Origin of the sequence: Pedobacter zeaxanthinifaciens, assembly GCF_003313335.1 — a bacterium.
Classification (GTDB): Bacteria; Bacteroidota; Bacteroidia; order Sphingobacteriales; family Sphingobacteriaceae; genus Pedobacter; species Pedobacter zeaxanthinifaciens.
In genome coordinates, this window is the sequence record NZ_QMHP01000003.1 from 462733 (window position 1) to 486855 (window position 24123).

23 protein-coding genes are annotated in these 24123 nt (G+C 37.4%); 12 read left to right on the forward strand and 11 right to left on the reverse strand.

All coding sequences use genetic code 11. The annotated features are described in order from the left end of the window. Window positions 1-145: 145 nt before the first annotated feature. From fabD to DUT68_RS06950, 3 genes are all read right to left on the reverse strand, one after another. On the reverse strand, window positions 146-1030 hold the full coding sequence (gene fabD, locus DUT68_RS06940; RefSeq protein WP_113636950.1) for an ACP S-malonyltransferase: 885 nt from the start codon (window positions 1028-1030) through the stop codon (window positions 146-148). A gap of 185 nt (window positions 1031-1215) precedes the next feature. Then, window positions 1216-1851, reverse strand: coding sequence for a GTP cyclohydrolase I FolE (gene folE, locus DUT68_RS06945; RefSeq protein WP_113636951.1), 636 nt, complete (start codon window positions 1849-1851; stop codon window positions 1216-1218). A gap of 13 nt (window positions 1852-1864) precedes the next feature. Continuing rightward, window positions 1865-2275, reverse strand: a complete 411-nt coding sequence (locus DUT68_RS06950; RefSeq protein WP_113636953.1) for a 6-pyruvoyl trahydropterin synthase family protein — start codon at window positions 2273-2275, stop codon at window positions 1865-1867. A 489-nt stretch (window positions 2276-2764) separates the two neighbouring features. Between DUT68_RS06950 and mqnB the strand changes: the two genes are divergently transcribed. Both mqnB and DUT68_RS06960 read left to right on the forward strand, forming a co-directional pair. Further along, window positions 2765-3388: a futalosine hydrolase gene (gene mqnB / locus DUT68_RS06955; RefSeq protein ID WP_113636954.1), complete on the forward strand. Its 624-nt coding sequence runs from the start codon at window positions 2765-2767 to the stop codon at window positions 3386-3388. Window positions 3389-3584: 196 nt separating this feature from the next. Then, window positions 3585-4442 carry a menaquinone biosynthesis family protein gene (locus DUT68_RS06960; RefSeq protein WP_113636956.1) on the forward strand — a complete coding sequence of 286 codons (858 nt, stop codon included), beginning with the start codon at window positions 3585-3587 and terminating at the stop codon, window positions 4440-4442. A gap of 4 nt (window positions 4443-4446) precedes the next feature. On the opposite strand, the gene DUT68_RS06965 is transcribed toward DUT68_RS06960, so the two are convergent. Then, window positions 4447-4827, reverse strand: a complete 381-nt coding sequence (locus DUT68_RS06965) for a hypothetical protein (protein ID WP_113636957.1) — start codon at window positions 4825-4827, stop codon at window positions 4447-4449. A gap of 3 nt (window positions 4828-4830) precedes the next feature. Next, on the reverse strand, window positions 4831-6069 hold the full coding sequence (locus DUT68_RS06970) for an ABC transporter permease (protein ID WP_113636959.1): 1239 nt from the start codon (window positions 6067-6069) through the stop codon (window positions 4831-4833). Between the two features lie 177 nt (window positions 6070-6246). Here DUT68_RS06970 and DUT68_RS06975 point away from each other — a divergent pair, with 177 nt between their 5' ends. From DUT68_RS06975 to DUT68_RS07015, 6 genes are all read left to right on the forward strand, one after another. Beyond that, entirely contained in the window at window positions 6247-6474 is a 228-nt protein-coding gene (locus DUT68_RS06975; RefSeq protein ID WP_113636961.1) for a hypothetical protein, read from the forward strand. A gap of 73 nt (window positions 6475-6547) precedes the next feature. Beyond that, window positions 6548-7444, forward strand: a complete 897-nt coding sequence (locus tag DUT68_RS06980) for a hypothetical protein (RefSeq protein ID WP_113636963.1) — start codon at window positions 6548-6550, stop codon at window positions 7442-7444. Between the two features lie 368 nt (window positions 7445-7812). Continuing rightward, complete coding sequence (locus DUT68_RS06990) at window positions 7813-8025, forward strand: hypothetical protein (RefSeq protein WP_113636966.1); 213 nt, start codon at window positions 7813-7815, stop codon at window positions 8023-8025. Between the two features lie 223 nt (window positions 8026-8248). Continuing rightward, window positions 8249-9205, forward strand: coding sequence for a carboxypeptidase-like regulatory domain-containing protein (locus DUT68_RS07000; RefSeq protein WP_113636968.1), 957 nt, complete (start codon window positions 8249-8251; stop codon window positions 9203-9205). Window positions 9206-9878: 673 nt separating this feature from the next. Next, window positions 9879-10310 (forward strand): peroxiredoxin family protein, encoded by a 432-nt coding sequence (locus tag DUT68_RS07010; RefSeq protein WP_157960792.1) that lies wholly within the window; start codon window positions 9879-9881, stop codon window positions 10308-10310. Beyond that, a complete protein-coding gene (locus DUT68_RS07015; RefSeq protein WP_113636974.1) occupies window positions 10300-12510 on the forward strand; it encodes a peptidase domain-containing ABC transporter in 2211 nt (736 codons plus the stop codon). Before DUT68_RS07010 ends, DUT68_RS07015 begins: the two co-directional genes overlap by 11 nt. A 1-nt stretch (window position 12511) precedes the next feature. Here the strand turns inward: DUT68_RS07015 and DUT68_RS07020 are convergent, their stop codons facing one another. The 5 genes from DUT68_RS07020 to DUT68_RS07040 all read right to left on the reverse strand — a co-directional run bounded on the left by DUT68_RS07020 (window position 12512) and on the right by DUT68_RS07040 (window position 17050). Continuing rightward, window positions 12512-13153, reverse strand: coding sequence for an MBL fold metallo-hydrolase (locus tag DUT68_RS07020; protein WP_113636976.1), 642 nt, complete (start codon window positions 13151-13153; stop codon window positions 12512-12514). Window positions 13154-13215: 62 nt separating this feature from the next. Then, on the reverse strand, window positions 13216-13806 hold the full coding sequence (gene gldD / locus DUT68_RS07025) for a gliding motility lipoprotein GldD (RefSeq protein WP_113636977.1): 591 nt from the start codon (window positions 13804-13806) through the stop codon (window positions 13216-13218). Window positions 13807-13893: 87 nt separating this feature from the next. Continuing rightward, window positions 13894-14643 (reverse strand): shikimate dehydrogenase family protein, encoded by a 750-nt coding sequence (locus DUT68_RS07030; RefSeq protein ID WP_113636979.1) that lies wholly within the window; start codon window positions 14641-14643, stop codon window positions 13894-13896. 98 nt (window positions 14644-14741) lie between these two features. Next, window positions 14742-15503 (reverse strand): phosphosulfolactate synthase, encoded by a 762-nt coding sequence (locus tag DUT68_RS07035; protein ID WP_113636980.1) that lies wholly within the window; start codon window positions 15501-15503, stop codon window positions 14742-14744. A gap of 143 nt (window positions 15504-15646) precedes the next feature. Next, on the reverse strand, window positions 15647-17050 hold the full coding sequence (locus tag DUT68_RS07040) for a tetratricopeptide repeat protein (RefSeq protein WP_113636982.1): 1404 nt from the start codon (window positions 17048-17050) through the stop codon (window positions 15647-15649). Window positions 17051-17283: 233 nt separating this feature from the next. Between DUT68_RS07040 and DUT68_RS07045 the strand changes: the two genes are divergently transcribed. Both DUT68_RS07045 and amaB read left to right on the forward strand, forming a co-directional pair. Then, window positions 17284-17748, forward strand: coding sequence for a nuclear transport factor 2 family protein (locus tag DUT68_RS07045; RefSeq protein ID WP_113636983.1), 465 nt, complete (start codon window positions 17284-17286; stop codon window positions 17746-17748). Between the two features lie 136 nt (window positions 17749-17884). Continuing rightward, window positions 17885-19426, forward strand: coding sequence for an L-piperidine-6-carboxylate dehydrogenase (amaB, locus tag DUT68_RS07050; RefSeq protein ID WP_113636985.1), 1542 nt, complete (start codon window positions 17885-17887; stop codon window positions 19424-19426). A 108-nt stretch (window positions 19427-19534) separates the two neighbouring features. Here the strand turns inward: amaB and DUT68_RS07055 are convergent, their stop codons facing one another. Beyond that, a complete protein-coding gene (locus DUT68_RS07055; RefSeq protein WP_113636986.1) occupies window positions 19535-20206 on the reverse strand; it encodes a GIN domain-containing protein in 672 nt (223 codons plus the stop codon). 715 nt (window positions 20207-20921) lie between these two features. Here DUT68_RS07055 and DUT68_RS07060 point away from each other — a divergent pair. Both DUT68_RS07060 and DUT68_RS07065 read left to right on the forward strand, forming a co-directional pair. Further along, the gene (locus DUT68_RS07060; RefSeq protein WP_113636988.1) at window positions 20922-23819 is read left to right on the forward strand and encodes a DEAD/DEAH box helicase; all 2898 of its coding nucleotides are present in this window, start codon (window positions 20922-20924) and stop codon (window positions 23817-23819) included. Window positions 23820-23868: 49 nt separating this feature from the next. Next, window positions 23869-24123 carry a hypothetical protein gene (locus DUT68_RS07065; protein WP_113636989.1) on the forward strand — a complete coding sequence of 85 codons (255 nt, stop codon included), beginning with the start codon at window positions 23869-23871 and terminating at the stop codon, window positions 24121-24123.

A 24123-nucleotide genomic window follows, 5' to 3' on the forward strand; every position in this document is an offset into this window, starting at 1 on the left:
ATAAATATACAGAAATGGGGCTGCCTAAAAAGCAAAATCTTTATTTCCAACACAACAAACGATAAAGTGTAGCGGTTTTAACGCTTTTTAACTTTTATGCTTGGTTTAAAATGCTTTTTAAGCAACCCCAGTAAAAATCTTTTTGTTATGCTAAGCTAGCGCCGCTAGTCTGCACTTCGCGGCTTACTTTTTTCACCAAGCCTTGCAACACATTACCCGGACCAACCTCAACAAATTCATTTCCTCCATCAGCAATCATGTTGGTAGCGGTTTGTGTCCATTTAACTGCACCCGTTAACTGCGCTATTAAATTTGCTTTAATTACCGCCGGGTCACTAGTTGGCTGTGCATTTACATTTTGATAAATTGGGCAAACAGGTGCATTAATTTCAGTAGCCTCAATAGCAGCTTGTAGCTCCACTTTTGCAGGCTCCATTAACGGCGAGTGGAAAGCACCACCAACGTTTAATTTCAATGCTCTTTTAGCACCTGCAGCGGTCAACTTTTCGCAAGCTTTATCAATCCCCTCAATACTGCCAGAAATTACTAACTGACCTGGGCAATTGTAATTTGCAGGAACAACTACTTCCTCAATTTCAGCGCAAATCTGTTCTACAACTTCATCTGCTAAACCTAAAATAGCAGCCATAGTGCTCGGTTGCAATTCGCAAGCTTTTTGCATCGCATTTGCACGAGCAATTACCAATTTCAATCCATCTTCAAAAGAAAGCGCATTAGCAGCAACCAGGGCTGAGAACTCACCCAAAGAGTGACCAGCAACCATTTCCGGTTTAAAATCATCTCCCAAAACTTTAGCTAAAATTACCGAATGCAAGAAAATAGCTGGCTGTGTAACGTTGGTTTGTTTCAACTCGTCATCCGTACCGCTAAACATAATATCGCTAATACGGAAACCTATAATTTCATTTGCTTTTTCAAAAAGTTCTTTGGCTAGCGGACTGTTTTCATACAAATCCTTACCCATGCCTACAAATTGGGCTCCTTGACCCGGAAAAATATATGCTTTCATTTTTTTAGATTTGAGATATGAAAATTAAGATGCAGCACAGCCACTCGTATTCATATCAAATTTAAATTGTTCTTTTGTTAGATTGATTATTGTTGCGACTTACAAAGTACAGTAAAAACCTTTAAATTTCGGCAATACAACATCGTACTTCGTTACCGTACGTACGAGATAAAATCGTAAATCTCCTAATGTAAATTTGCGGTAATCAACCTTAAAAATTCAGCCCTAGTTTTATCATTTTGTAAAAATGCACCAGTAAAAGCCGAGGTTGTAGTTACCGAATTTTGCTTTTGAACACCACGCATTGCCATACACAAGTGTTTGCACTCCATTACTACTGCAACGCCAGCCGGATTTAAAGTCTGCTGAATACAATCTCTAATTTCGTTGGTTAAGCGTTCCTGTACCTGTAACCTACGGGCAAACGCATCAACCACACGCGGAATTTTACTTAAACCAACAATATGTCCGTTAGGAATATAAGCCACATGCGCTTTGCCAAAAAAAGGCAGCATATGGTGTTCGCACATCGAAAAAACTTCAATATCCTTCACCACAACCATTTGGCTGTACTCCTCTTCAAACATCGCCGATCTCAAAATCTCATCGGGCTTCACATCGTAGCCATGCGTCAAATATTGCAATGCCTTAGCCACACGTTCAGGCGTTTTCAACAAACCCTCACGCTCCGGATTTTCGCCCAAACGTTCCAAAATATCTTTATAATGAACCGCTACGGCATTAATTTTATCATCGTCATATCGCTCTATCTTCTGATAGCCCAATACGTAGTCATCGTCGTGGTCGTGGTTGTGCGCCATAAATTAAGATGGATTAGCCGAAGTACTCGACATAATTATTATCAGTTTCGTAAAGTTTGATGCTGTGCAATTGAGCGCCACCTTCAGCAATCATCGGATTTAAGATATTCCAAATCGCAATAGCTAAATTTTCGGTAGAAGCCAAAACACCTTGCATGAAATCAACATCAAGATTCAAATTTTTATGATCAATTTTATCAATCACATATTGATTAATGATTTGTTTCAGCCATTTCAAATCCACCAAAAAACCGGTTTCAGGGTTAACTTCACCTTTTACGGTTACAAAAAGCTGGTAGTTGTGCCCATGCCAATTCGGATTTGCGCATTTACCAAAAACCGCCGTGTTTTCCTCGTCGCTCCAATCGGGTCTAGCTAATTTATGTGCTGCGTTAAAACTCTCCCTACGTGTAATATAAATCATTTTGAAAAAATAAAACGCAAATATACAGATAAACTCCATAGCCGTGTGTTCAATGCGCCAGATATTACCAAGCAATTACTCATTTTTAGAAAAGCAACTGCCTGCTTCATGGCAAAAGCAGCCCCGCCCTTCGGTACAAGTCCTCGTACTCGCTGCACTCGCCTGCGGGCTTTCCCCTACGGTCGGGTTTATCTTACAAAAAACAGTGCAGCAAACATCGTTTTTTTTTTATCGCAGGGTGCATTTAACCTTTCAATACAGAAATACTTAAACTCCTTAAGTTTCTATTAACCGGCAAAAAAACACTTTGCGTTCTTCAAAACTTTGCGGTAAACATCTAATTCTACAAATTTCCTAGCGCTACTAAAAAACAATAAATACTTTTAAAAACTTATTATAAAACCTTTGTGTACTTCGCGGTAAAAAACAAAAAACCACTAAAAAAAAGCTGTTTTTTAAAGCCATGCAAAATAATCGTTAATTAGCGTCATGAAATTACTTGTTGTTGCCGCTACCAAAAGTGAAATCCAACCTACACTAAACCATTTTTCGTGTACTGGTGATCGTTTACTGGAAACGGAAAAATTCGATATTTTAATTACGGGTGTAGGGATGGTAGCCACTGCGTTTGTGCTTGGGCGACATCTTGATGCTAACAAGTACAACACTGTGGTCAATGTAGGCATTGCGGGAAGTTTCGACCGCAGCATAGCGCTTGGCGAATTGGTAAACGTAGTTACAGATACCTTTGCGGAACTGGGTGCTGAAGACCATGATCAATTTATCAGCTTGCCGCAACTTGGCTTTGGTGAGCACACTTTCCATACAACACCTACTGATATTCCCAACCTCAAACAGGTAAAAGCTATAACCGTAAATAAAGTTCATGGAAACGCAGCCAGCATTGCAAATACTGTAAAATTGTACCAACCAGAAATTGAAAGTATGGAAGGCGCCGCTGTTTTTTACGCTTGCCAGCAAACAAATGTTGCTGTTTTGCAAGTCCGCAGCATTTCCAACTACGTAGAACCTCGAAACCGAGAAAATTGGAAAATAGGCTTGGCGGTTGACAACCTAAACAGCTGGCTCATCAACTATTTAACAAACCTTTAGCTAAGGTAAGTTAGATTTTTATTTATTTGATTTACAAAAACATACGTATTATCTAGCTCACTGACCTCGATCCCGAGCATTCGGGATCAGTATCGAACCATTGCTGATATTATTCATTAAGCAAGCAAAACACATTTCAAAAAAAACTTGAACTCCAAATGACGACAGTTTAGTTAATCAATCCTAATTTTGAATTATGCAACTTACACTTGGTTTTTCTCCCTGTCCAAACGACACCTTTATTTTTGATGCACTGATACACGGCAAAATTGACACCGAAGGCTTAAGCTTTAAGGTATTTTTTGATGATGTAGAAACCCTCAACCAAAAGGCTTTAAACGGAACATTGGACATTACCAAACTGAGTTTTCATGCCTTTGCCTACGTGGCAGAGAAATATGCACTGCTAGATGCTGGCAGCGCTTTAGGTTTTGGCGTTGGGCCGCTCCTCATCTGCAAAAAAGAAAATGCCGAGAGCATTGCAAGACAGCTAGAAACGGAAGAGGCATCTAATTTGAAAGTTGGCATTCCAGGCAAATACACTACCGCTAATTTTTTATTGGGCGTAGCCTATCCAAAACTAACGAATAAACAGGAAATGGTTTTTTCGGCCATTGAAGATGCCTTGGTAAATGAAGAAATCGACCTAGGGTTAATTATCCATGAAAACCGCTTCACCTACCAAGCCAAAGGCCTGCACCAATTAATGGATTTGGGCTCATATTGGGAACAGTTTTCAGGCTGTGCCATTCCATTGGGCGGTATTGTAGTGAATAGAAACTTACCAATTGAAGTTCAAGAAAAGGTCAATCGTTTGGTAAGAAAATCTGTAGAATTTGCCTTTGAGCACCCTAAATCGGCCATTTCCTTTATCCGCCAGCATGCCCAAGCAATGGAAGAAGATGTAATGTACAAACACATCGAGTTGTACGTTAACAAATATTCGGTGGATTTAGGTTTAGAAGGCAGAAAAGCAATTGACACCTTATTTCAAATTGCTGCAAAAAACAATTTGATACCGCAATTATCAAAAAGCCTTTATGTAAATCCTTAACCAATTATTGGTTACAAGGGCCATCCGGAATTGTTTTGGTTAACTTAAGCACTTTGGTAACCACCATGGTTGAGTCGTAGCCGCCAGTAATGGTAGTAGTGTCAGATTTTATCAAATGGGCTTCCACCTCTACATAAACCGGTGTGTAAGGCTTTTCAAATCCCTGATCAACGTATTGCAGCTCCAAGTTTTTTGCACTATCAGCAACCCAGTATTCGCGTCCTTCATCGCAATCAGTAAACGATTTAACCTCCGGACCATAACTATAAAGCCCTTTAAAGGTTAAGGTTTTACCCTTTTGCTGCTCCGTTTTTTTATCATTGGTGCATGCCCAAAGTAATCCAACGCAAAACAAAATACAAACTAACTTTTTACTGGTACACATACGCTAAAGATCTTGATTAATACGATCTATCTTTTTAACGCTTAAATTTGATGCCAAACCTGCCGCTATAAAAGAAAAAAAGCCAACAGTAAAAAAAACCAATACAAAGTCTTTCCACTTTAAGGCCACCGGGTAGGCATTTGAAACTACAAAATCAGCTTCTCCTCCCATTTTTACCCAGCCATATTTTTTTTGCAATACGCAAAAAACAAATCCTATTAATATCCCAAAGATACAACCTGTGATTGTAATCATCATACCCTCAGCCAAAAAAATTCTCTTAATGAGGCGCTTACCCGCACCCAAGCTAATCAGCACCGAAATATCTTTCTGCTTATCTATCACTAGCATAGTTAACGAACCAATGATATTAAAAATTGCAATTACCAATACAAAAGTGAGGATAATATAAACCATCCATTTTTCTGATCCCAACAAATTGTATAGTGCTTGATTCTGTTCAATTCTGTTTTTTACTACATATTTGGAACCCAACCGATCTGCTATGGTTAACTTTAGCTTTTCAGCATCAACATTTGGCTTCACATTAATTTCAATTGTGGATACGTTGGTAGGCTCGTCCAGCAATCGTCTGGCGAAACTCAAAGGTACAATCAACTGGTTGTCGAAATCTTGCTGCACCTGAAAAACTCCCGCTGGCGATATACTGAGCATCACAAAATCATCCATCGGATTTACGGAATTACCGGTGGCTCCTTTCTTAGGTGAAAAAATTTGCAGCTGCGCAAATGGATCAGCGGGATTAACTCCTAAAAATGCCTGCAATGCAGAACCTACCACTGCTTGGGGCTGTCCTATTTTATTGTGAAGCACAAATACGCCATCAATTGTGGCACTATCCAAACTGTTATTTTTCAGAAAATCGTCACTTACCCCTTTGATCAGCGCAGGCGTTTGTTTCTCGTCATATCTAATCAGCGCATTTTCGGCCAAAACTTCCGTAAAAGCGTAAATGGACTGGTCTTTTTTAAGTTCTTCGAAGTACTTGATATTTGGGTTAAAAGTTTTCCCTTCTGCCGGTGCCACCACAATTTGTGGCGTAAAACTATTGAACATCTTCAACACTACCTCTTCGAAGCCGTTAAATACCGAAAGAATGATGATTAAAGCAGCGCTACCCACCATTACCCCTAGCATTGAAATGGCAGAAATAATGTTAATTGCGTTGGTTGATTTCTTCGCAAAGAGATACCTACGAGCTATGTAAAAAGCGGTGTTCACTTGGTAAAGATAGGCAAAAAAGATGGAGGGTGTTTAAACTTAAGTCAATAGATGATATAGAAATAAAACATGGATTTGAGAGGTTAAACATTTCAGTTGTGAGCTAAAAATTCACATTTTTGAAATTATATTTTTTTTTTTGAAGTTTTACCAAATAATTATTTATTAATTTAAAACATGAAAAAATTAAACTTTGAACAGATGGAAAAAATTGAGGGAGGATTTCCTTGGTGGGGAACTTACTGTGATTACAGTAAAGTTGTCGATTACTCAATTAATGAAGTTGGAGAAGTAGGCGGTGGTAATTATCAAGAATTTTGTTGGTACTCTTGTGGATATTACGTATTGGGGGTAAAAGTTGATGATAGACCAGATGCATTTGGAACTTGTCCTTCAGGTTGGTAGTAATAAACCCTATTTAATCAAACCAGTTGAAACTAACGTTTAATTGGTTTGATTAACAATTTATGATTATGAGATGAGAAACAATTCGTTCCTAATTCTATTTCTTTGTACACTAGGTTTTATCTGCCAAGCACAAACAAATGGCAATTCTCCTTGGCAACCGAGAATCGTTGATGCCAGTAGCTTAGTGATATTAGAGACTGCCAACATATCAATCAATAGAAAAATAGATTATCCTATCAATAATCAAGGCATAGCAAATATTCCATTAGAGAATATTAATGAGGGAGATAGTATTTTCATTAGCTGTATGGGGTACAAAACATCCATTTTTCAGGTTCAAAACAAGAAAAACTTACTCCATACAATTGAACTTACCCCAGTGAGTTATGGCCTTAAAGAGGTTGAGATTTCAAAGACCAAAAATAAACTCAAGGAAATAACTGTTGGCACACAAGCCTTTAGCATTACCAGTAATGGGGTATATTACGATAGCAGTTTTGGACTTTACATCAATAATAAAGATAAAAAAACAGGGTTTATTAAAGCGGTTAATATTAAGATGTTTGACCGTTCCGATGGTATAGAAATGCCATTTAGATTAAGGCTATATAAAAAGGAATTGGGGGAAACCTTTCCAAAGCTAGAACTGATGGAGCCGATGATTTTGCAAAATGTTAAAAAAAAGCGATGGTTTAATATTGATTTGTCTCACTTGGGCATTAAGCTACCGGAAGAAGGCTTCTTTATTGTTGTTGAAATATTAGGTAAAGAATATTATAGCGGCAAATTGGTAAAGTCATTTGGCTCATACGTCAATCAAATCCCTAATTTCGCTGAAACCACTTTTCCAAAAGCTTATAATAAAGATAATTATAGCATTACGATGTCCACAAGAAGTAAAAGATGGTTTTTAGACAGCAAAACCGAATACCAGTTTCAAGCTAAAATTTTAACATATGATGAATAGAATATTTCATCACCGTAGTTTTCTTTTTGTTGTTTGGGTTTTCTAACATTAAGCTTTGAGCTTCCTACCACTAACCCTAAAATTGAAATGTAGATATGATATTAATGGTATTGGTAGACTTCTTGGCGAAAAGATACTTGCATACGATGTAAAAAAACGGGGTTCACTGTGGGCTAAATATAGAGAAAAAACTGGAGGGTTTTTAATTTTAAATAAAAGACATTATGGAGCTTACCAATAAAACAAAACACATGTTTAACACAATTAAACATATCAGTTGTACTAAATACAGCTAAAATTTTGGAATTATATTTTTTTATTTGAAGTTTTGACAAAAATTTTTTTGTTTAACTTAAACCTTTAAAAACATGAAAAAATTAAAATTTACGGAAATGGAAAGCATTCAGGCTGGAAGGTTTTTCGGCCCCGACAATGAAATGGAAGCTATTGATGATAACTCTTGTGCTAGTGGATTAAGAGTTGGGGTATTCAGTACTTATTACATTTTAGGAATTAGAACTAAGCACGAATTAGCTGGAACTGGTCCGTGCCTAGAAGCAACTGACACAATAGCGTATTAATTTTCAAAAATAAGTAAAAAATGAAAAGTATAGATTTAGAAAAAATGTCAAACATTATTGGCGGAAAATTTTTGGGCTCTGAACTTAGTAACCCCATTGATTTTGACTCTACCTGTGCCTCCGGACTCAGAGCGAATATTTATCTGGACTATTATGTGCTCGGAATAAGAGTTTCGCACAAACAGATAACAACGGGACCATGTGTTATGGAAGCGGATATCGAATGATACATATTTCAAAGGGTGCAGCAAAGCTGCACCTTCGCCTATCATTAAACTTTAAATTGCTATTTGCTCTCCTATTTTTATTTTATCCGTTGATATGCTTTTCGCAAATTATCAATGGGCGTGTTCTCAATAGAGAAACTAGAAGAGGCATACCGTTTGCAAATCTTATTTATACAAGTCAGGAGGGAAGAGTCGGGCACTATGCGGATAGCCTTGGATATTTCTCTATACAAAAAAATATCGCAAATTTAGAAATATCATGTATAGGATATCAAACTGCTCTAGTAAAAAGGGATAGCTTGGAAGACAATTTAGAAATAATGTTGCATCCGTCTCCTATTAATCTACTCGAAGTTAAAATTTCAGGCAAAAAAAAAATAGACAAATTTATACTAGGTTATTATCGAGAAAAAAATAAGACTATTGGTTATGGATCAATAGGTTTTTCAGATTATGACAAATCATTAAATAACTATGTAGTGACTTATATTCCCAACCATAAGAAAGACACCGCATTATTTATTTCCAAAGTTTTATACAATTTGACGTACAACCCAAAACATTTAAATTTCCTTTTGAACAATTTAAAACTAGCTGTTATGCCTTGCAAAGGCACTAGTTTGAGAATTCATTTATTTACTGCTGAAAAAAATCCCATCGCTCCCGGAAAGGAAATGTTAAAAAAGGATGTAATTATACATAATGACTGTTCAGGAACCGCAGACATAATTGCCGACATCTCCGATCAAAACATTCGCTTACCAATAGATGGAGTATTTATCGGATTAGAATATATTGAGTTAACATCAAACAAAATGGGTATTTATTTGCCTTTTTATGTTACAAAGTTCGGAATGAGTGAAGCAAAGACATATGAAAGTTTCCATCAAAAAAAATGGTTTAGAATATCTAATGGTTCCCAACCACAATTTGGAATTGAGGTAATTAAATAAAATTTTCTAGAACTTCTTTTAATTGAACTTATTATAATGCGAAGTGAGAAATATTTTTATGTTTTTAGTGTAGCGCTATTCGGTACTTTTATACTGGCATCAATAATATCGTCAAAATTTATTTTCGCAGCAACATCTATTTCATTTAGAATCTTATTAGTGCCGCTATATATAGCTTGGAGTACACTTGTAACTTATTTTCTTTTACTTTCTGCTATTCGATTCAATTCGATAAAAATTAATAAAACAATTCTTCTCGAAGCTGTTATTATTAGCGACATTGTTTTTTTGGCCCAATATGTTTCAGAATTAATTTGGTTACTGTACAATAAAAAAAACTATAGCTTTTATGATATAATTAACTTTAGTTCTTTGTCTTTATATCAACTATATCATCCCAAAAATTTACTTACGCATTTGACTTATCCTTTGCAAACAATCAATCTTTGGGAGATCTTCTATATACTGACAATAGTACTTTTAGTCAAAAAGCTAACAGATAACAAGATTCATAAGATAGGCAGAATATTAACAATCGCATATTTTTTAGGCATCTTCTGCTGGTTCATTATAGTAACGTTTATTAACTTACTAAATTTCTATGAGTAAGAATTTTTATATACTGTCTATCACAATATGTTTCTTGATGGCGATTCTCCTTTGTACAGTCGCTATGACAGAAAAAGCAGAAAAATTTTCTTACGAACTGCCTTTTTTCAGTTTTTATAGTCTAAATGAAGAACAATATAGTCCTAACCAGTTACCGAAAAAAGAATATCTTTTAATTTTATATTTCTCTCCGGATTGCCATTATTGCACCGATGAAATGGATGATATTATAAAGCATAAACAATGGTTCGCCAACTGTTATATTTTGTTGGTATCACCATCAACTGTCCAACAACTCAACGCTTATCATCAACACCTCGCCAATAAAGGCATCAACTACCAAATTTTAAGTGATAGCAAATATCAATTCCCCAATTATTTTGGACCAGCCAACATTCCTACTGGCTTTTTATATGCCAATAATAAAACGCTAATTAAGAAATTTAACGGTGGCACTACGGCAAAAAACATCTACTCATTTATCAATGCCAAATAAACAGTCATTAAAATCACTCTCAAAAAAATACATAAAGGCTTTGGTTTTACAACAAGACCAAACCGATTGCGGTGTAGCCTGTTTACTTAGCTTGGTAAATTTTTATGGAGGCACTAGCAACTTAGAGAAATTACGAGAATTGAGTGGCACTAACACTGTGGGCACTACTTTGCTAGGTTTATACCAATGTGCACTAAAAATTGGCTTTGATGCAGATGCATACGAAACAGAACTGCAACAACTCAATGTAATTGAAAAGCCCTGTATATTGCATATTGTAAACGAAGGCAACCTACAACATTACGTAGTTTGTTTTTCTTATATCCCACCATCCTTAGGCAAGCCAGAAGGAACTTTTATAATCGGAGACCCCGCAAAAGGCATATTAACGCTTAACGAAAAAGAGTTAGAAAAAATTTGGCAAAGTAAAACCTTATTGATTTTAAGCCCAAATCAAAATTTTATCCTTAACAAGCAAGAAACCAAAGCAAAATGGCAATGGTTTAAAGCTTTAATTAAACCAGACCTAAATATTTTAGGTCTAACGATGCTATTGGGTATTATTGCAACCACATTAGGTTTAGCTATTGCCATATTTTCACAGAAACTCATAGACAAAATTATACCCTCGGGGAATACTACTAGATTAATTTCTTCTTTAATTGTACTTTTTTTTGTATTGCTGATGCGTACAGGTATAAGCTATGTTAGAACACATTTTCTGCTGCTACAAAGCAAAGATTTTAACAACCGTATAGTTGGCAATTTTTTCAACGCCTTGGTTTATCTCCCTAAATCTTTTTTTGATACCCGAAAAACAGGAGATATGATTACCCGAATGCAAGATACTTCCCGTATTCAACGGAACATAGCTTTTATTACAGGTTCATTTTTTATAGACATTATCATCCTGCTATCTACTTCGTTTTTTTTAATTACTTACTCGAAAACAATCGCTATTATTACTTTTTCCTTTATTCCGCTTATTGTTGCATTAATACTAAGTTATAGCAAGCCTATTAGAAAGCATCAACAAGATGTAATGGCTTATAGTGGTATTAACCAAAGCAATTACATTGATACCTTTAATGGTATTTCAGTAATTAAGCAACACTTGCTAGAATTTTTTTTTACTCAAAAAATAAAAACAGTATATGGCAGTCTTCAAGATAAAACGTTGGCTATGGGCAAAATGGGTAATCGTTTTACGGTAATGAATGACATATTGGGTATTATCTTAAATATAGTGCTTATTGGCACCGCCTCTTTTATGGTACTAAATAAACAACTCAAAGTTGGCGAGATGATGGCAGTTATTTCACTTTCAGGATCTTTAATTCCAGCGGTGGCAAGATTATCTCAAATTAACTTACAGTTACAAGAAGCTAAGGTGGCTTTCGACAGAATGTATGATTTCAGTTCTATAAAGCCAGAATTTATTGAAGAAAAAATCACGCCCATAGCGTTTGCGCAACTAGAGGTAAAAAAAATCTCTTTCAGATTTGCCGGCCGAAAACCAATATTAAAAAATGTAAGCATTTATCTAAAAAAGGGTGAAATAATTGCGCTTCTCGGCGAAAGCGGATGTGGCAAAAGCACAACATTAGCGATTTTAGAAAAATTCTATGAAATTGAGCAAGGAGAAATCACTGTTAACGGAACACCTTTAAGCCAACTCTATACTCCTTCTTGGCGGAATATTATTGCAGTAGTTCCACAAGAAATAAAACTATTTAATGGCTCTGTAATAGAAAATATTGCACTTGGTTTAAACCCTTCTGAAGAGATGAACGAAGTTGCACGCTTTTGCCGGGATTTAGGTATAGAGCCATTCATAATGCAATTCCCGCAAGGTTATGCCACACTTATCGGAGAAGAAGGGGTGAACTTATCCGGTGGGCAAAAGCAAGTTATAGCAATATGTCGAGCACTCTATAAGAATCCACAAGTTTTGCTTTTAGACGAAGCAACTAGCGCTATGGATAGAAATACAGAACAGTTCATACTTAACCTCATAAAGGAACAAATTGATAAAGGCCTTTCGGCATTGATGGTTACACATAAAGCATCTGTTGCGAAATTAGCTGACCGCATTTATGTAATTGAAAATGGCATAACTAATGTACACGGTACTCCTAAAGAATTGGCAATGACTAATAATTTTTTCAGCCAATTGATATTGGATACTACGATTGAATAAACTACCCCACCAAAAAAGGATTGTTTACTTTCTCGTAGCCGATCGTTGTGCTTGGACCATGACCAGGAAAAACTTCGCAATCATCTGGCAATACAAACAAGTTGTTCTTTATACTTTCAATTAGTTGTTGGTGGTTGCCACCTGGCAAATCTGTACGGCCTATACTTCGGAAAAAAAGCACATCACCGCCTATTAAGAAATTTTCTTTAGAAGCGTAAAAGCACAAATGCGCAGGCGAGTGACCAGGAGCAAAAATTAGCTCAAGCTCGCTATTGCCAAAACTCACCTTGCCAGTTTCACTCAAAAATACTTCTGGCTCGGGAGAAACTTCGTATCTGAATCCCATTTGGGGTGCATAGCTTACCACACGATGCAGTAATGGCAATTCGCCAGCATGAAATTGAGGTTTTAAGCCCCATTGATCGTAAACAAATTTATTTCCCAATACATGATCGATGTGGCAATGCGTATTAAGCAAAAGTACTGGCTTTAAGCCCTTGGTTTGAATAAAATTTACAAGTTCGTTTTGCTCAAACCCCTCGTACATTCCCGGGTCAATAATTACACATTCTGCTGTTTCATCAAACAAAACATAGGTATTTTCTTGATAAGGATTAAAGGTAAATTGCTTTATATTTATCATTTTGCTGCCTTTTTAAATTTGGAAAGGTTTAACGTTGCAACTTTCTAACATTTTAACAAAAATTACTTCTTCCACTGAAACGTTTCGATCAGCTTATCTATATCTTTTTTAATAAACTTAACTACGGGTTGGATAGAATCATATTGCGGCCTTTCGTTAAAATATAGGGCACCACGTAGGTAATGGTTTACACTATCTGTTAAAAAAAACTGTACAGATGATGCCGTATTTCCCTCAATGCTATAATATACGCCATACACTTTCTTGTCTGGAAAGTTAATCAAACGTTGGTCAATAGCATCAGCCTTAATGGTATGTTTCATGGCCAGGGTACGAGCATTCTCTGTCATTTCGTTATAGGTTTTGGGAGAAAATACATCGTAATAAGTGATATGCAGCACCCCGTTAAATTGAGGGAAATCTAAATTTTTCCAACAAGGCAAGGCATTTTTATCTGTATCGGCGTTAAGCTTGGCATAAGCAGGATAACTAAAGCTGTAAGCGCATCCATCATCAAAAAGTTGATATTTTTTTTCTGGAAAATTGATGCGAAAATATCCTTTAGGCTTAGGCGTTGATACCTTTTCGCCACTACAGGCTGATAGTAGCGCTACGGATAAAATCAAACAGAAAAAACGAAATGAAGTGCCCATACTTATGTGTTGATGTGAAGATTTGATAATTCGAGAATGCAGTTATGTCACTAACTACATCATCTAATTATCGCATTTGCGAATTTATCAAATCTGCTTGTTCCAAATATCCCAAGAGCGCTCTGCTTGTAAATGTAGCATTTCCAAACCATTTTTCACGCTTGCGCCTTGCGCTTTTGCTTTGGCCAAAAATTGCGTTTCTTCTGGATTGTACACCAAATCATAAGCCAAGTGCTGATCTGTTAAGTGCTGGTAAGGAATTGGTGGAAATGATTCTAAGTTGGGGAACATGCCCAGTGGCGTAGTATTTACTAATATGGTGTACTCTTCCAGCACCTCTTTGGTTACGCTAGAGTACAGCACAGCATTAGGCTGGGCATTTCTTACTACCGAGATAAAAGGAATACCAAGCTGATTAAAGACATATTTAACCGCTTGAGCCGCTCCACCATCACCAAATATCAATGCTTTTTGATGATGCGGCTTTAGCAATGGCTTCAGGGATTCTTCAAAACCGTAAACATCTGTATTGTAGCCCCTCAACTTTGGCTGTTCGCCTGTTTGGTCAATAGCAATGCAGTTAACCGCACCAATCTTCTCGGCCGCGTCGTCTAATTCAGTGAGGTAAGGCATTACGCTAACCTTGTGCGGAATGGTCACATTTAAACCACACAGCCTTGGATCTGCCTCAATTAGGTCAAGTATTTCCTTAGCTTGCGGAATGGGATGAAGTTCATACTTACAATCAGTAATCCCTTCGGTCGCAAATTTATCAGCAAAAAACTGCTTTGAAAATGATGCAGAAAGTGGAAATCCTATTAAACCAAAAGTTCTCATAAAATCAGTATCGCCCTTGTTGCCATTTCAATCGCCGCTAGCATTTTAGCTCACCAAACCAATTGGCCAACGAAGAAATGTTCAATAAAAATGTTGTGTTATTTGTTTAAGAAATAATCGAAAGTATCGCCACGTAAACCAAGGCGTATGGTTTCCAACGGAATTACCTCAGCCGGAGCAATATTGCCCAAGTTAACATTTGTGCCTATTAATTTAATGAACCACACTTGTTGCTCTTTTTGAGGTGCTTCCCAAATGATGCGCTCATCGGGTATTTGAGTTAAAATTTCGTCAACCAAACCTTCCCTAACCTCTCCTGTGCCACGGTATATCCCAACGTTTCCACCTTCTCTAGCCTCGGCTATTACTTTCCAAGAACCCGCCTCAATCTCTGCTTTCATTAGCTGAATCCACTTGTAGGGAGCGAAAATCTTGGTGGCATCTTTGGAGCCTACTTCCGAAATTACAGTAACCTGTTTAGCCAATTTTTCAATGTAAGCGCATTTTTCCTCATGGTTGATATCCATAGAACCGTCAGAAACTTCGGCGTATTCCATCCCAAATTGGTCGAGTACACGTTGGTAATCTTCAAATTGATTTCTGATGGCAAAGGCTTCAAATAAAGTTCCGCCAAAATAAACTGGAAGACCAGCACTGCGGTACAACGCTAATTTTTCTTTCAAATTTGGGGTAACAAATGATGTTGCCCAACCCAGCTTTACTATATCGGTGTGTACACCGGCTACCTCAATAAAATCTTCAACCTGCCTTAAACTTAAGCCCTTATCCATTACCATGGTTAATCCCTTTTGGCGTGGTTTTACGGTACGTTCAGGAATGTTGTTTAAACTATAATTCATCTAAATCTACTATTGTATGCCATACCAAATCTTTAAAAATTCAATCTTTTTTTAAAGACAAACTATTTGAATAGCATTTTGGTATTGGCTGCAAAGTTAAAAAACTCTCCCTTTTTTCTGTTATTGAGCCTTATTTTAGTTTTTTATTTAATGTATCTGCTAATAATGGCCACAATGGTACTGTTATTAGCCAACTGCGGCAAGTATTCAAAAAGGATATAATGTTTAGATGAGTCAATTTCCAAAGCTGTTTCCAAATAATCAATTCCTTCTTGTGTTTTACCCAATGCAAACATGTAAGCCACCATCCGGTAGTACAATTCTGCTGCATCTGGATTGTTTTTGATCCCTTCCAACATCGCTTCCGAAGCCTCCACCAATTTTCCCTGCTCGTATAAAACAGTCGAAAAATCCAACCAAGCTTCTACATCAACCGGATTAAATTCAACCACTTTGTAATAAGCTTCAATAGATTCCTCAACTTGGCCTAATTTATAGTAAGCATCGGCCATGGCAAACCAAAAATCTGGATTTTCTTCATCCAAATCCAATGCTTTTTTGTAAAAGTGCAACGACTCGAAGTAACGTTCCTCGAAGTTCAAAGTTACACCAATACCAAACCAAGCATCAGCCATTTGCGGATCCATTTTTACCGACTTTTTGTAGTAGGACCTTGCTTCGCCCATTTGCTCCAATTTCTCGTAGCATTCGCCAATGGCACAATACGTATCAGCGGTAGGCGGCTCGTACTCAAAAGTTTGCTTATAAACGTCAATAGCTTCTTCGTACTTATCCAACTGCACCAAGGCATTACCTTTATTGAAATATGCCGATGCAAAATTTTCCTTAATTAAGATGGCATAATCATAAGCATCAATGGCTTTTTCGTAAAGCTCTAATTTATGATAAGAATTGGCTAAATTATACCAAGCAGAGTAAGAGTAAGGATCACTATCAATGTACTCCTGGTAAAAACGAATGCTTTCCTCCTGCTTATCTAAAATATCGTAACAAAATGCCAACTCATAAAGCGCATCTTTGTTTTCCATATTTTGCTCTAAGCTACGCTTGATATAAACCACTGCACTTTCGTAGTCTTGCATGTTTTGATAAACGTAAGCAATTTGGATCAGGATTTCGTCTGTAACTTCGGCTAACGTTAATGCTTTTTCGTAGTTTTCCAATGCCTCGGAGTGTCTATCCATATTTTGGTAGATATTTCCTCTCAGCACATAAATATCAGCTTCCGAAGGCTCCAACATTTCAGCTTTTTCAAGCGCTTTAAACGCTTTGCCAACCTGATTGGTAAACAGCAATAACTGCGCTTGCTTAATTAAAAAAACCGCAGCATAAGGATGCTGACTTAAAGCAAAGTCAATTACTTCCAATGCTTTTACTGGGTCGTTCTTCTCTATATAGTTATCTATGATATATTCAAAAGCTTGCGCATCAAAAAAATATTGGTCTTCATTACGAATCATTTCTTCGTAACGTTCTACCGAGTTCTGCGCATCTTCATTAAAATCAAATTCAAATTCTTCTTCCATGTTTTGAATATTTAAAAGAACAGCCCTAATGTATTATCACATCATAAGTTTACGCTAATTATCAATTAACACGATAAAATAATTTTCAACATACACACAATATGCTGCTCAAATGTTTATAAATAAATGATTTAGGCTTTGTAAGGTGCGGATACCGAATGCCTCTCCTCAGGCAGGTTCTTTTATATGACAAATTTCGATATATTTAGTTTTAAAAAGGTAACGGCAAAGTCATGAAACACCTAACTATTATTTTCATTTTGATACTAAGTTGTTTAAGTGCAAAGCTATTTGCGCAACACTTGGCAGAGGAAGAAGCCATTAAAAAAAACATTAACAATTTATTTACCGGTATGCGAAATGCCGACAGCAGCATGGTGAGAAGTGCTTTTAATCAAGGTGCAATTTTGCAGACCATCGGCAAAACGAAGGATGGCAATGGGGTTGTTCGCTCATCCGATTTAAATGCTTTTATTGCAAGTATAGCTAAGCCGCATCCAGAAATTTACGATGAGCGAATTGTGTTCACCAAAATTTTGATTGATGATCAGCTGGCAAGTGTTTGGACAGACTATCAATTTTACATCGGCGATAAATTTAGCCATTGCGGTGTAAACTCGTTCCAACTGGTTAAGGTAAACGATAGCTGGAAAATTGTTTATTTGATAGATACAAGAAGAAAAGAAAAATGTAATTGATTAGCCACGGATGCACAGATTATAAATTTCACGTTCAATAAATCATCTGTGCATCTGTGGCAAAAAACGTCAATAACATGCTAATTGAATTTATTTTTTGTTCATTTGTAGATATCCTTATTAAAATATAGAAATCATGAAACCAGATATCAGTTCGATTTTAGCACAACTTGGCATTGCCGGATTTAACCCATCGTATAGCACAGGAAGTAAATGGAGCCATGCGGCCGATGGCGCTCATATCCATAGCATGTCGCCCGTTGATGGCGAAAAAATTGCTTCAGTATTTGCGGCTTCTATGAAAGAATACGATCATGTAATTACAACGGCACAAGAAGCTTACAAATTTTGGAACAAAGTACCAGCACCTAAACGCGGCGAAATTGTCCGTCAGTTTGGTGATGCTTTACGGAAACAAAAAACAGCTTTGGGAACTTTGGTATCATACGAAATGGGCAAAAGCTTGCAAGAAGGCCTAGGTGAAGTGCAGGAGATGATTGACATCTGTGATTTTGCCGTTGGCTTGTCGCGACAATTGTACGGTTTAACCATGCACAGTGAGCGCCCAAACCATCGCATGTACGAGCAGTGGCACCCGCTGGGAATTGTAGGAATCATTTCAGCGTTTAACTTCCCCGTGGCAGTGTGGAGCTGGAATGCGGCATTAGCTTGGGTTTGTGGTAACGTATGCGTATGGAAACCATCTGAAAAAACACCTATTACAGCCATAGCCTGTCAGCGCATTGCCGAAGAAGTTTTTGCGGCAAACGATATTCCAGAAGGCGTTTCATGCTTAATTAATGGCGATAGAGAAATTGGAGAGCTGCTGAGCAACGACACCCGTGTTCCTTTAGTTTCGGCTACGGGTTCAACCAGAATGGGCAAAGCCGTGGCCATGGCAGTAGCTAATCGCCTAGGTAAAACCATTTTAGAATTAGGTGGCAATAACGCCATCATCATCTCAAAAGATGCCGACTTGGACATGTCGCTAATTGGTGCCGTTTTTGGTGCTGTAGGTACTGCCGGACAACGTTGCACTACTACCAGGCGCTTGATCATCCACGAAAGTGTATACGAAACTTTTAGGGCAAAGTTGGTAAAAGCTTACGGACAGTTACGCATCGGTAACCCATTGGATCAAAATAACCACGTAGGTCCACTAATTGATAAAGATGCAGTAAACGCTTACTTAACTTCCATTGAAAAATGCAAAGCCGAAGGCGGCAAATTTGTGGTAGAAGGCGGCGTATTGGAAGGTGACGCTTACAGCTCAGGCTGCTACGTTAAACCTTGCATTGCAGAGGTAGAAAACCATTACGAAATTGTGCAGCACGAAACTTTTGCTCCAATTTTGTACCTCATCAAATATAACGATTTGGAAGAAGCCATCGCTTTGCAAAATGCTGTTCCGCAAGGTTTATCTTCTGCAATTATGACCTTAAACCTACGTGAGGCGGAGCAATTCCTATCGGCACAGGGTTCTGATTGTGGCATTGCAAATGTGAATATTGGTACATCTGGGGCTGAAATTGGTGGCGCTTTTGGCGGCGAAAAAGAAACTGGTGGCGGCAGAGAAAGTGGCTCTGATGCTTGGAAAGCTTACATGCGCCGACAAACCAACACCATTAACTACGCTGATACTTTGCCATTAGCACAGGGCATTAAGTTTGATTTGTAATAATTTAAAGCACTAAATTTCATAGGTTTAACATAACCAAAAAAGGCAGTTCCTCATTCAGAAACTGCCTTTTACATTTATATGGAATCCCTTTGCGGGAGCGGATTTTTATTTGGCCAACAACTGCTCGTCGTTACCGGCAATCGCATCCAATGTTGCTGCTACCACTTTAGCCTGTGCCCTGTAGGCTGGTGCAATTGATTTTACATCAGCGCTTGCTGCAATAAAGTTTCCGGTACTCATTTTTGCTGATGTGCCCATTAAAGCATAGTGCTGCTCAGTGCTACCACTCAACTTTAAGCTTGCCTCATCTTTCACCGAAGTATAAAGATTCACCGTTTTTGCGTTGATTTCTGCCGAAGCTTTATCTTTCAATAACACATCTAAGCTCAAGAAATTCACTTTTCCGTAAGTTTTAACCACTGCGTTGTCGCTTGCTTCAATAGCCGAAATATTGCGTACATAAACCGTTACAGCCAATGGCTCTTTCTCGAAAGAACTGATACGCAACACACCATCTTTTTGCTGCACCAAAGCATTTTTAGAATAATAACTGTCGTAAACTTTTACGCTTTCAGTTGGCGCTTGCACCACATAAACCTCAACGTTACCAGTAGCTATAATTTTATTGATGTTTTTAACCTCGTTTAAGATGGTTACTGCTTTTACACTTGCGGTAGTTTTTACATTGTTGGTAATGCCGTCTGTTGCAAAAGCCGAAGTAGACATAGTGATTACACCTAATACTACTGAGCATAAATTTTTAATAGAAGTTTTCATAACCTTAATATTTTTATTTGTTTAAATTTCTGTTTATCGCTGTCCATTTTGGAAAGCTTTCGGTAATAAGACTTGCAGAATCACAAAAGGTTGCATACAACTTTAGTGTTTTATACCACAGACAGTTAAGCTTAGACCAACGCCTGTAATTTTTCGACCAACGGGCATCTATTTTTTAAGGAATTTCGTGTAGATGTTTAGTTTTAGGAAACGCATGTCAGTGTTTATTGGCAAATGTAGCCCCGCTTTTCGTTACAATCTTTTTGTACGCTGTTCTGTCATTTCGAACGCAGAGAGAAATCTATTACGAAGCAATCTCACACAAAAAGTATTTCCACTTCAATCGGGTTTAAATAACGCAAACCAGTGAAACTAGGCTACAAACAGTCTTGTCGCCAAATCATCTTCGCGTTTATTGCGAAAACTTTCAAAACTCCGCGGTTATTTTTTAAACGCAAAGAAAGTAATAGTTACGCAAAAGCCTTTCACAGACATTGCCACCTAAACCCGACAGCAGCGAACATCCCGACGCCAGTTCGGGATAAAGCGGATGGCGGGACAAACGAAAACAGCAACACTAAAACTGCTTTTCATATAATTTAAGCGCTACAAAAATCAAACAACGTTTTTAGCTTTCTCTTTGAAAAAACAACTATTTAGTGTAAGTTTAGAAATTTTTATCAACGTACCTTTTAATAAATTTTCTTAACCATCAATGTTGCGAGTAAATAGTTCAGCCCCATGTCAAATTGTATATTCCTTATGCAAACATGATTATTTGGGCTATCTAATTGAACCGCATATTGTTCAGCTAAACCCACAAGGTGATTTTTCACTTACTTACCAGCGCCTATTTACGCACACAGCAAAAGAATTTGCCAAACATCTTAGCGATTTAGATTTTAAGCTGATTAAAATTTTAGATGAAACAGAACAAGATTTCATCATTAAAAAGTACTATAAAAAAGTAATCAGACCCTTTGAGTTTTTCAGTAAATTTTACGACCAAAAATTTTATGATAGCGTAAGGCCAAAAATTGAAAAGCGCCTGGCAGAAGTGCTCGAAATTTTGAAAACTAAGGGCGGTTTGTATTTAATGGATAAAGATGGTTGGCCTGCCGAAAGGAAAATAGAATTAGCTACCGAAGCCGCTACCATTTTGTTTCACTTTAGAAGAAATGAAATAGAAACCAGGTACTTTCCTACCATTAAATACCAAGGTTTGCGTATAGATTTTATGTTTAAAGAAGCGCAGGTGATTTGCAACCAACCGGCATGGCTTTTTCTAAACGATGTACTATATTTCTTCGAACAAGATTTTGAAGGTAAAAAGCTCACTCCTTTCCTCAACAAGCGTTACATTACTATCCCCAAAGCTACCGAGGCCACCTATTTTGAAAAATTTGTAGCGCCGTTAATTGAAAAATATCATGTTTATGCCGAGGGTTTTGACATTAAAACTGAGAAGCATGAGCCTAAAGCAACGATAAAGGTAATTTATGTAGAAAATGGCATATCGCAAATACAGCTTTATTTCAAATATGGGCAGTATACCTTTGCCATGGGAAACGATCACAAAGTTACCGTACGTTTGCATAAAGATGGCGACAATTACACCTTTACCCGAGTAAAACGAAACCTTGATTGGGAGCAGCAGAAATTTAGCACTTTAACCTCGCTCGGACTAAAAAAAGTGAGTGCACTGTTTCATCACTTAGAGCTGCCCATATTAAACGAAAATCAAGATCCTGCCTATGCAATTATTAGCTGGGTAAACGAACATATTGAACTGTTAAAAGAGCAAGATTTTGATATTGAGCAGGCTAACAGCGCCAAACGTTTTGTATTGGGCAGCAACAAAATCGACTTCGAAATTAAAGAAGATAACGATTGGTTTGACATTAACGCCATTGTTTATTTTGGAGTACATCCAATCCCATTTATCGCATTAAAACAGCATATCTTACATAAAAAAAGAGAGTTTGTTTTACCTGATGGAGAAATTGCCATTATTCCTGAAAAATGGTTTACACAATACAGCAGCCTTTTTAGCTTAGCCGATGCGGGCAAAAACTTGAAGCTTAAAAAGTTTCATGTAGGTTTGATTAATGACTTGGCCGAGGATAGCATCGCTAACATTACCTTGGACAGAAAACTGCAAAAGCTAAACGACTTTGAGCAGATAGAAGATTTTTCAATGCCGGTTAATTTTAAAGGCGATTTAAGGCATTACCAAAAGGCAGGCTACAATTGGTTTAGCTTTTTACGCGAATATAATTTTGGAGGTTGCCTAGCCGATGACATGGGTTTGGGTAAAACCATCCAAACGTTGGCCATGCTGCAAAAAATGAAAGAGGAAGATGCACAACAAGAAAAGCATAGCACCTCGTTAATTGTAATGCCAACTTCTTTAATTTACAACTGGCTTAACGAAGCTAAAAAATTCACGCCAGCATTAAAAATACTTTCACACACGGGCACTAACCGAAACAAAGAAATTTCACGCTTTGGAAAGTATGATGTGGTAATCACTACTTATGGAGTAACTCGTGTAGATGCCGATTTATTGCAGGGCTTTTACTTCAATTACATCATTTTGGATGAGAGTCAAAACATCAAAAATCCTTCTTCGAAATCTTTCAAAGCAGTGCGCCAGCTTAAATCAAGGCATCGCCTGGTGCTAAGTGGTACGCCAATTGAAAACTCTGTAAGTGATTTATGGACCCAGCTTACTTTTCTGAACCCGGGTTTGCTTGGCACACAATCTTTTTTTAATGAAGAATATGTGCAGGCCATTGAAAAAAAGAAGGATGAAGATAAGGCTAAAAAATTGCAGGCCATCATCAAACCTTTTGTTTTACGACGTACAAAAGAGCAAGTTGCTGCTGAGCTACCGCCTAAAACTGAGCATATTTTTTACTGCGATATGAGTGAAGATCAAGCTGCTTATTACGAGAAAACTAAATCGGCCTACCGTAACGATTTGTTAAGCAGTATGGATAACGGAACCTACGCAAAAAAGCAGATTCAAATTTTGCAGGGCTTAACCGCTCTACGCCAGCTTGCTAACCACCCTGTAATGATTGACGACGAGTACCACTCGGATTCAGGGAAATTTGAAAATGTAATCCATACATTGGATAATGTGCTGAAGGGTGGGCACAAAGTGTTGATCTTTTCTCAATTTGTAAAACACTTGGAGATTTTTAAGCAGCACATGGAACGCGAACAAATCAGCTATGCTTATTTAGATGGCGCAACCAGAAATAGGGGCGAAATTGTAGCAGATTTCCAACAAAATGAACAAGTGCGGGTATTTTTAATCTCGATAAAAGCAGGTGGTGTTGGCTTAAACCTAACCCAAGCTGATTATGTTTTTATCCTCGACCCTTGGTGGAACCCAGCTATTGAACAGCAAGCTATTGACCGTACGCATCGCATTGGTCAGGATAAAAAGGTCTTCATCTATAAATTCATCTCCAAAGATACCGTTGAAGAGAAGATCTTAGCCTTACAGCGAAGAAAAAAATCATTAGCAAGTTCGTTAATTACTACCGAAGAAAGTTTCTTTAAATCTTTAAGCAAAGATGATATCAGGGAGCTCCTAAGTTAATTTTACTTTTTACTTTTTACTTTTTACTTTTTACTTTTTACTTTACAAAATGCAGCCTTTTGATTTAGAATATAACAACACCCAATACGCGGTTTTTCCTGAAGGAAGTGAAACTTATACCATTTATAAAGAGGGAAAGGAATATCTTCAAATCCAAAAAGATGAAGGAGAACAATGGATCAAATTTGATAACGAAACTGGAACTCCTGTGTTTGAGCCGGATGAGGAAGTGAATGCACTTGGCAAGCTCATCGAATGGTACAAAGAAAATCCTGAGGAGGAAGAAGAAGAGGAGGAATTATAA

What these genes read in the sequence shown, in the direction of transcription:
- fabD (WP_113636950.1), bottom strand. Translation starts at nt 1,030, where the DNA reads ATGAAAGCATATATTTTTCCGGGTCAAGGAGCCCAATTTGTAGGCATG.
- folE (WP_113636951.1), bottom strand. Translation starts at nt 1,851, where the DNA reads ATGGCGCACAACCACGACCACGACGATGACTACGTATTGGGCTATCAG.
- DUT68_RS06950 (WP_113636953.1), bottom strand. Translation starts at nt 2,275, where the DNA reads ATGATTTATATTACACGTAGGGAGAGTTTTAACGCAGCACATAAATTA.
- mqnB (WP_113636954.1), top strand. Translation starts at nt 2,765, where the DNA reads ATGAAATTACTTGTTGTTGCCGCTACCAAAAGTGAAATCCAACCTACA.
- DUT68_RS06960 (WP_113636956.1), top strand. Translation starts at nt 3,585, where the DNA reads ATGCAACTTACACTTGGTTTTTCTCCCTGTCCAAACGACACCTTTATT.
- DUT68_RS06965 (WP_113636957.1), bottom strand. Translation starts at nt 4,827, where the DNA reads ATGTGTACCAGTAAAAAGTTAGTTTGTATTTTGTTTTGCGTTGGATTA.
- DUT68_RS06975 (WP_113636961.1), top strand. Translation starts at nt 6,247, where the DNA reads ATGAAAAAATTAAACTTTGAACAGATGGAAAAAATTGAGGGAGGATTT.
- DUT68_RS06980 (WP_113636963.1), top strand. Translation starts at nt 6,548, where the DNA reads ATGAGAAACAATTCGTTCCTAATTCTATTTCTTTGTACACTAGGTTTT.
- DUT68_RS06990 (WP_113636966.1), top strand. Translation starts at nt 7,813, where the DNA reads ATGAAAAAATTAAAATTTACGGAAATGGAAAGCATTCAGGCTGGAAGG.
- DUT68_RS07000 (WP_113636968.1), top strand. Translation starts at nt 8,249, where the DNA reads ATGATACATATTTCAAAGGGTGCAGCAAAGCTGCACCTTCGCCTATCA.
- DUT68_RS07010 (WP_157960792.1), top strand. Translation starts at nt 9,879, where the DNA reads ATGACAGAAAAAGCAGAAAAATTTTCTTACGAACTGCCTTTTTTCAGT.
- DUT68_RS07015 (WP_113636974.1), top strand. Translation starts at nt 10,300, where the DNA reads ATGCCAAATAAACAGTCATTAAAATCACTCTCAAAAAAATACATAAAG.
- DUT68_RS07020 (WP_113636976.1), bottom strand. Translation starts at nt 13,153, where the DNA reads ATGATAAATATAAAGCAATTTACCTTTAATCCTTATCAAGAAAATACC.
- gldD (WP_113636977.1), bottom strand. Translation starts at nt 13,806, where the DNA reads ATGGGCACTTCATTTCGTTTTTTCTGTTTGATTTTATCCGTAGCGCTA.
- DUT68_RS07030 (WP_113636979.1), bottom strand. Translation starts at nt 14,643, where the DNA reads ATGAGAACTTTTGGTTTAATAGGATTTCCACTTTCTGCATCATTTTCA.
- DUT68_RS07035 (WP_113636980.1), bottom strand. Translation starts at nt 15,503, where the DNA reads ATGAATTATAGTTTAAACAACATTCCTGAACGTACCGTAAAACCACGC.
- DUT68_RS07040 (WP_113636982.1), bottom strand. Translation starts at nt 17,050, where the DNA reads ATGGAAGAAGAATTTGAATTTGATTTTAATGAAGATGCGCAGAACTCG.
- DUT68_RS07045 (WP_113636983.1), top strand. Translation starts at nt 17,284, where the DNA reads ATGAAACACCTAACTATTATTTTCATTTTGATACTAAGTTGTTTAAGT.
- amaB (WP_113636985.1), top strand. Translation starts at nt 17,885, where the DNA reads ATGAAACCAGATATCAGTTCGATTTTAGCACAACTTGGCATTGCCGGA.
- DUT68_RS07055 (WP_113636986.1), bottom strand. Translation starts at nt 20,206, where the DNA reads ATGAAAACTTCTATTAAAAATTTATGCTCAGTAGTATTAGGTGTAATC.
- DUT68_RS07060 (WP_113636988.1), top strand. Translation starts at nt 20,922, where the DNA reads ATGTTGCGAGTAAATAGTTCAGCCCCATGTCAAATTGTATATTCCTTA.
- DUT68_RS07065 (WP_113636989.1), top strand. Translation starts at nt 23,869, where the DNA reads ATGCAGCCTTTTGATTTAGAATATAACAACACCCAATACGCGGTTTTT.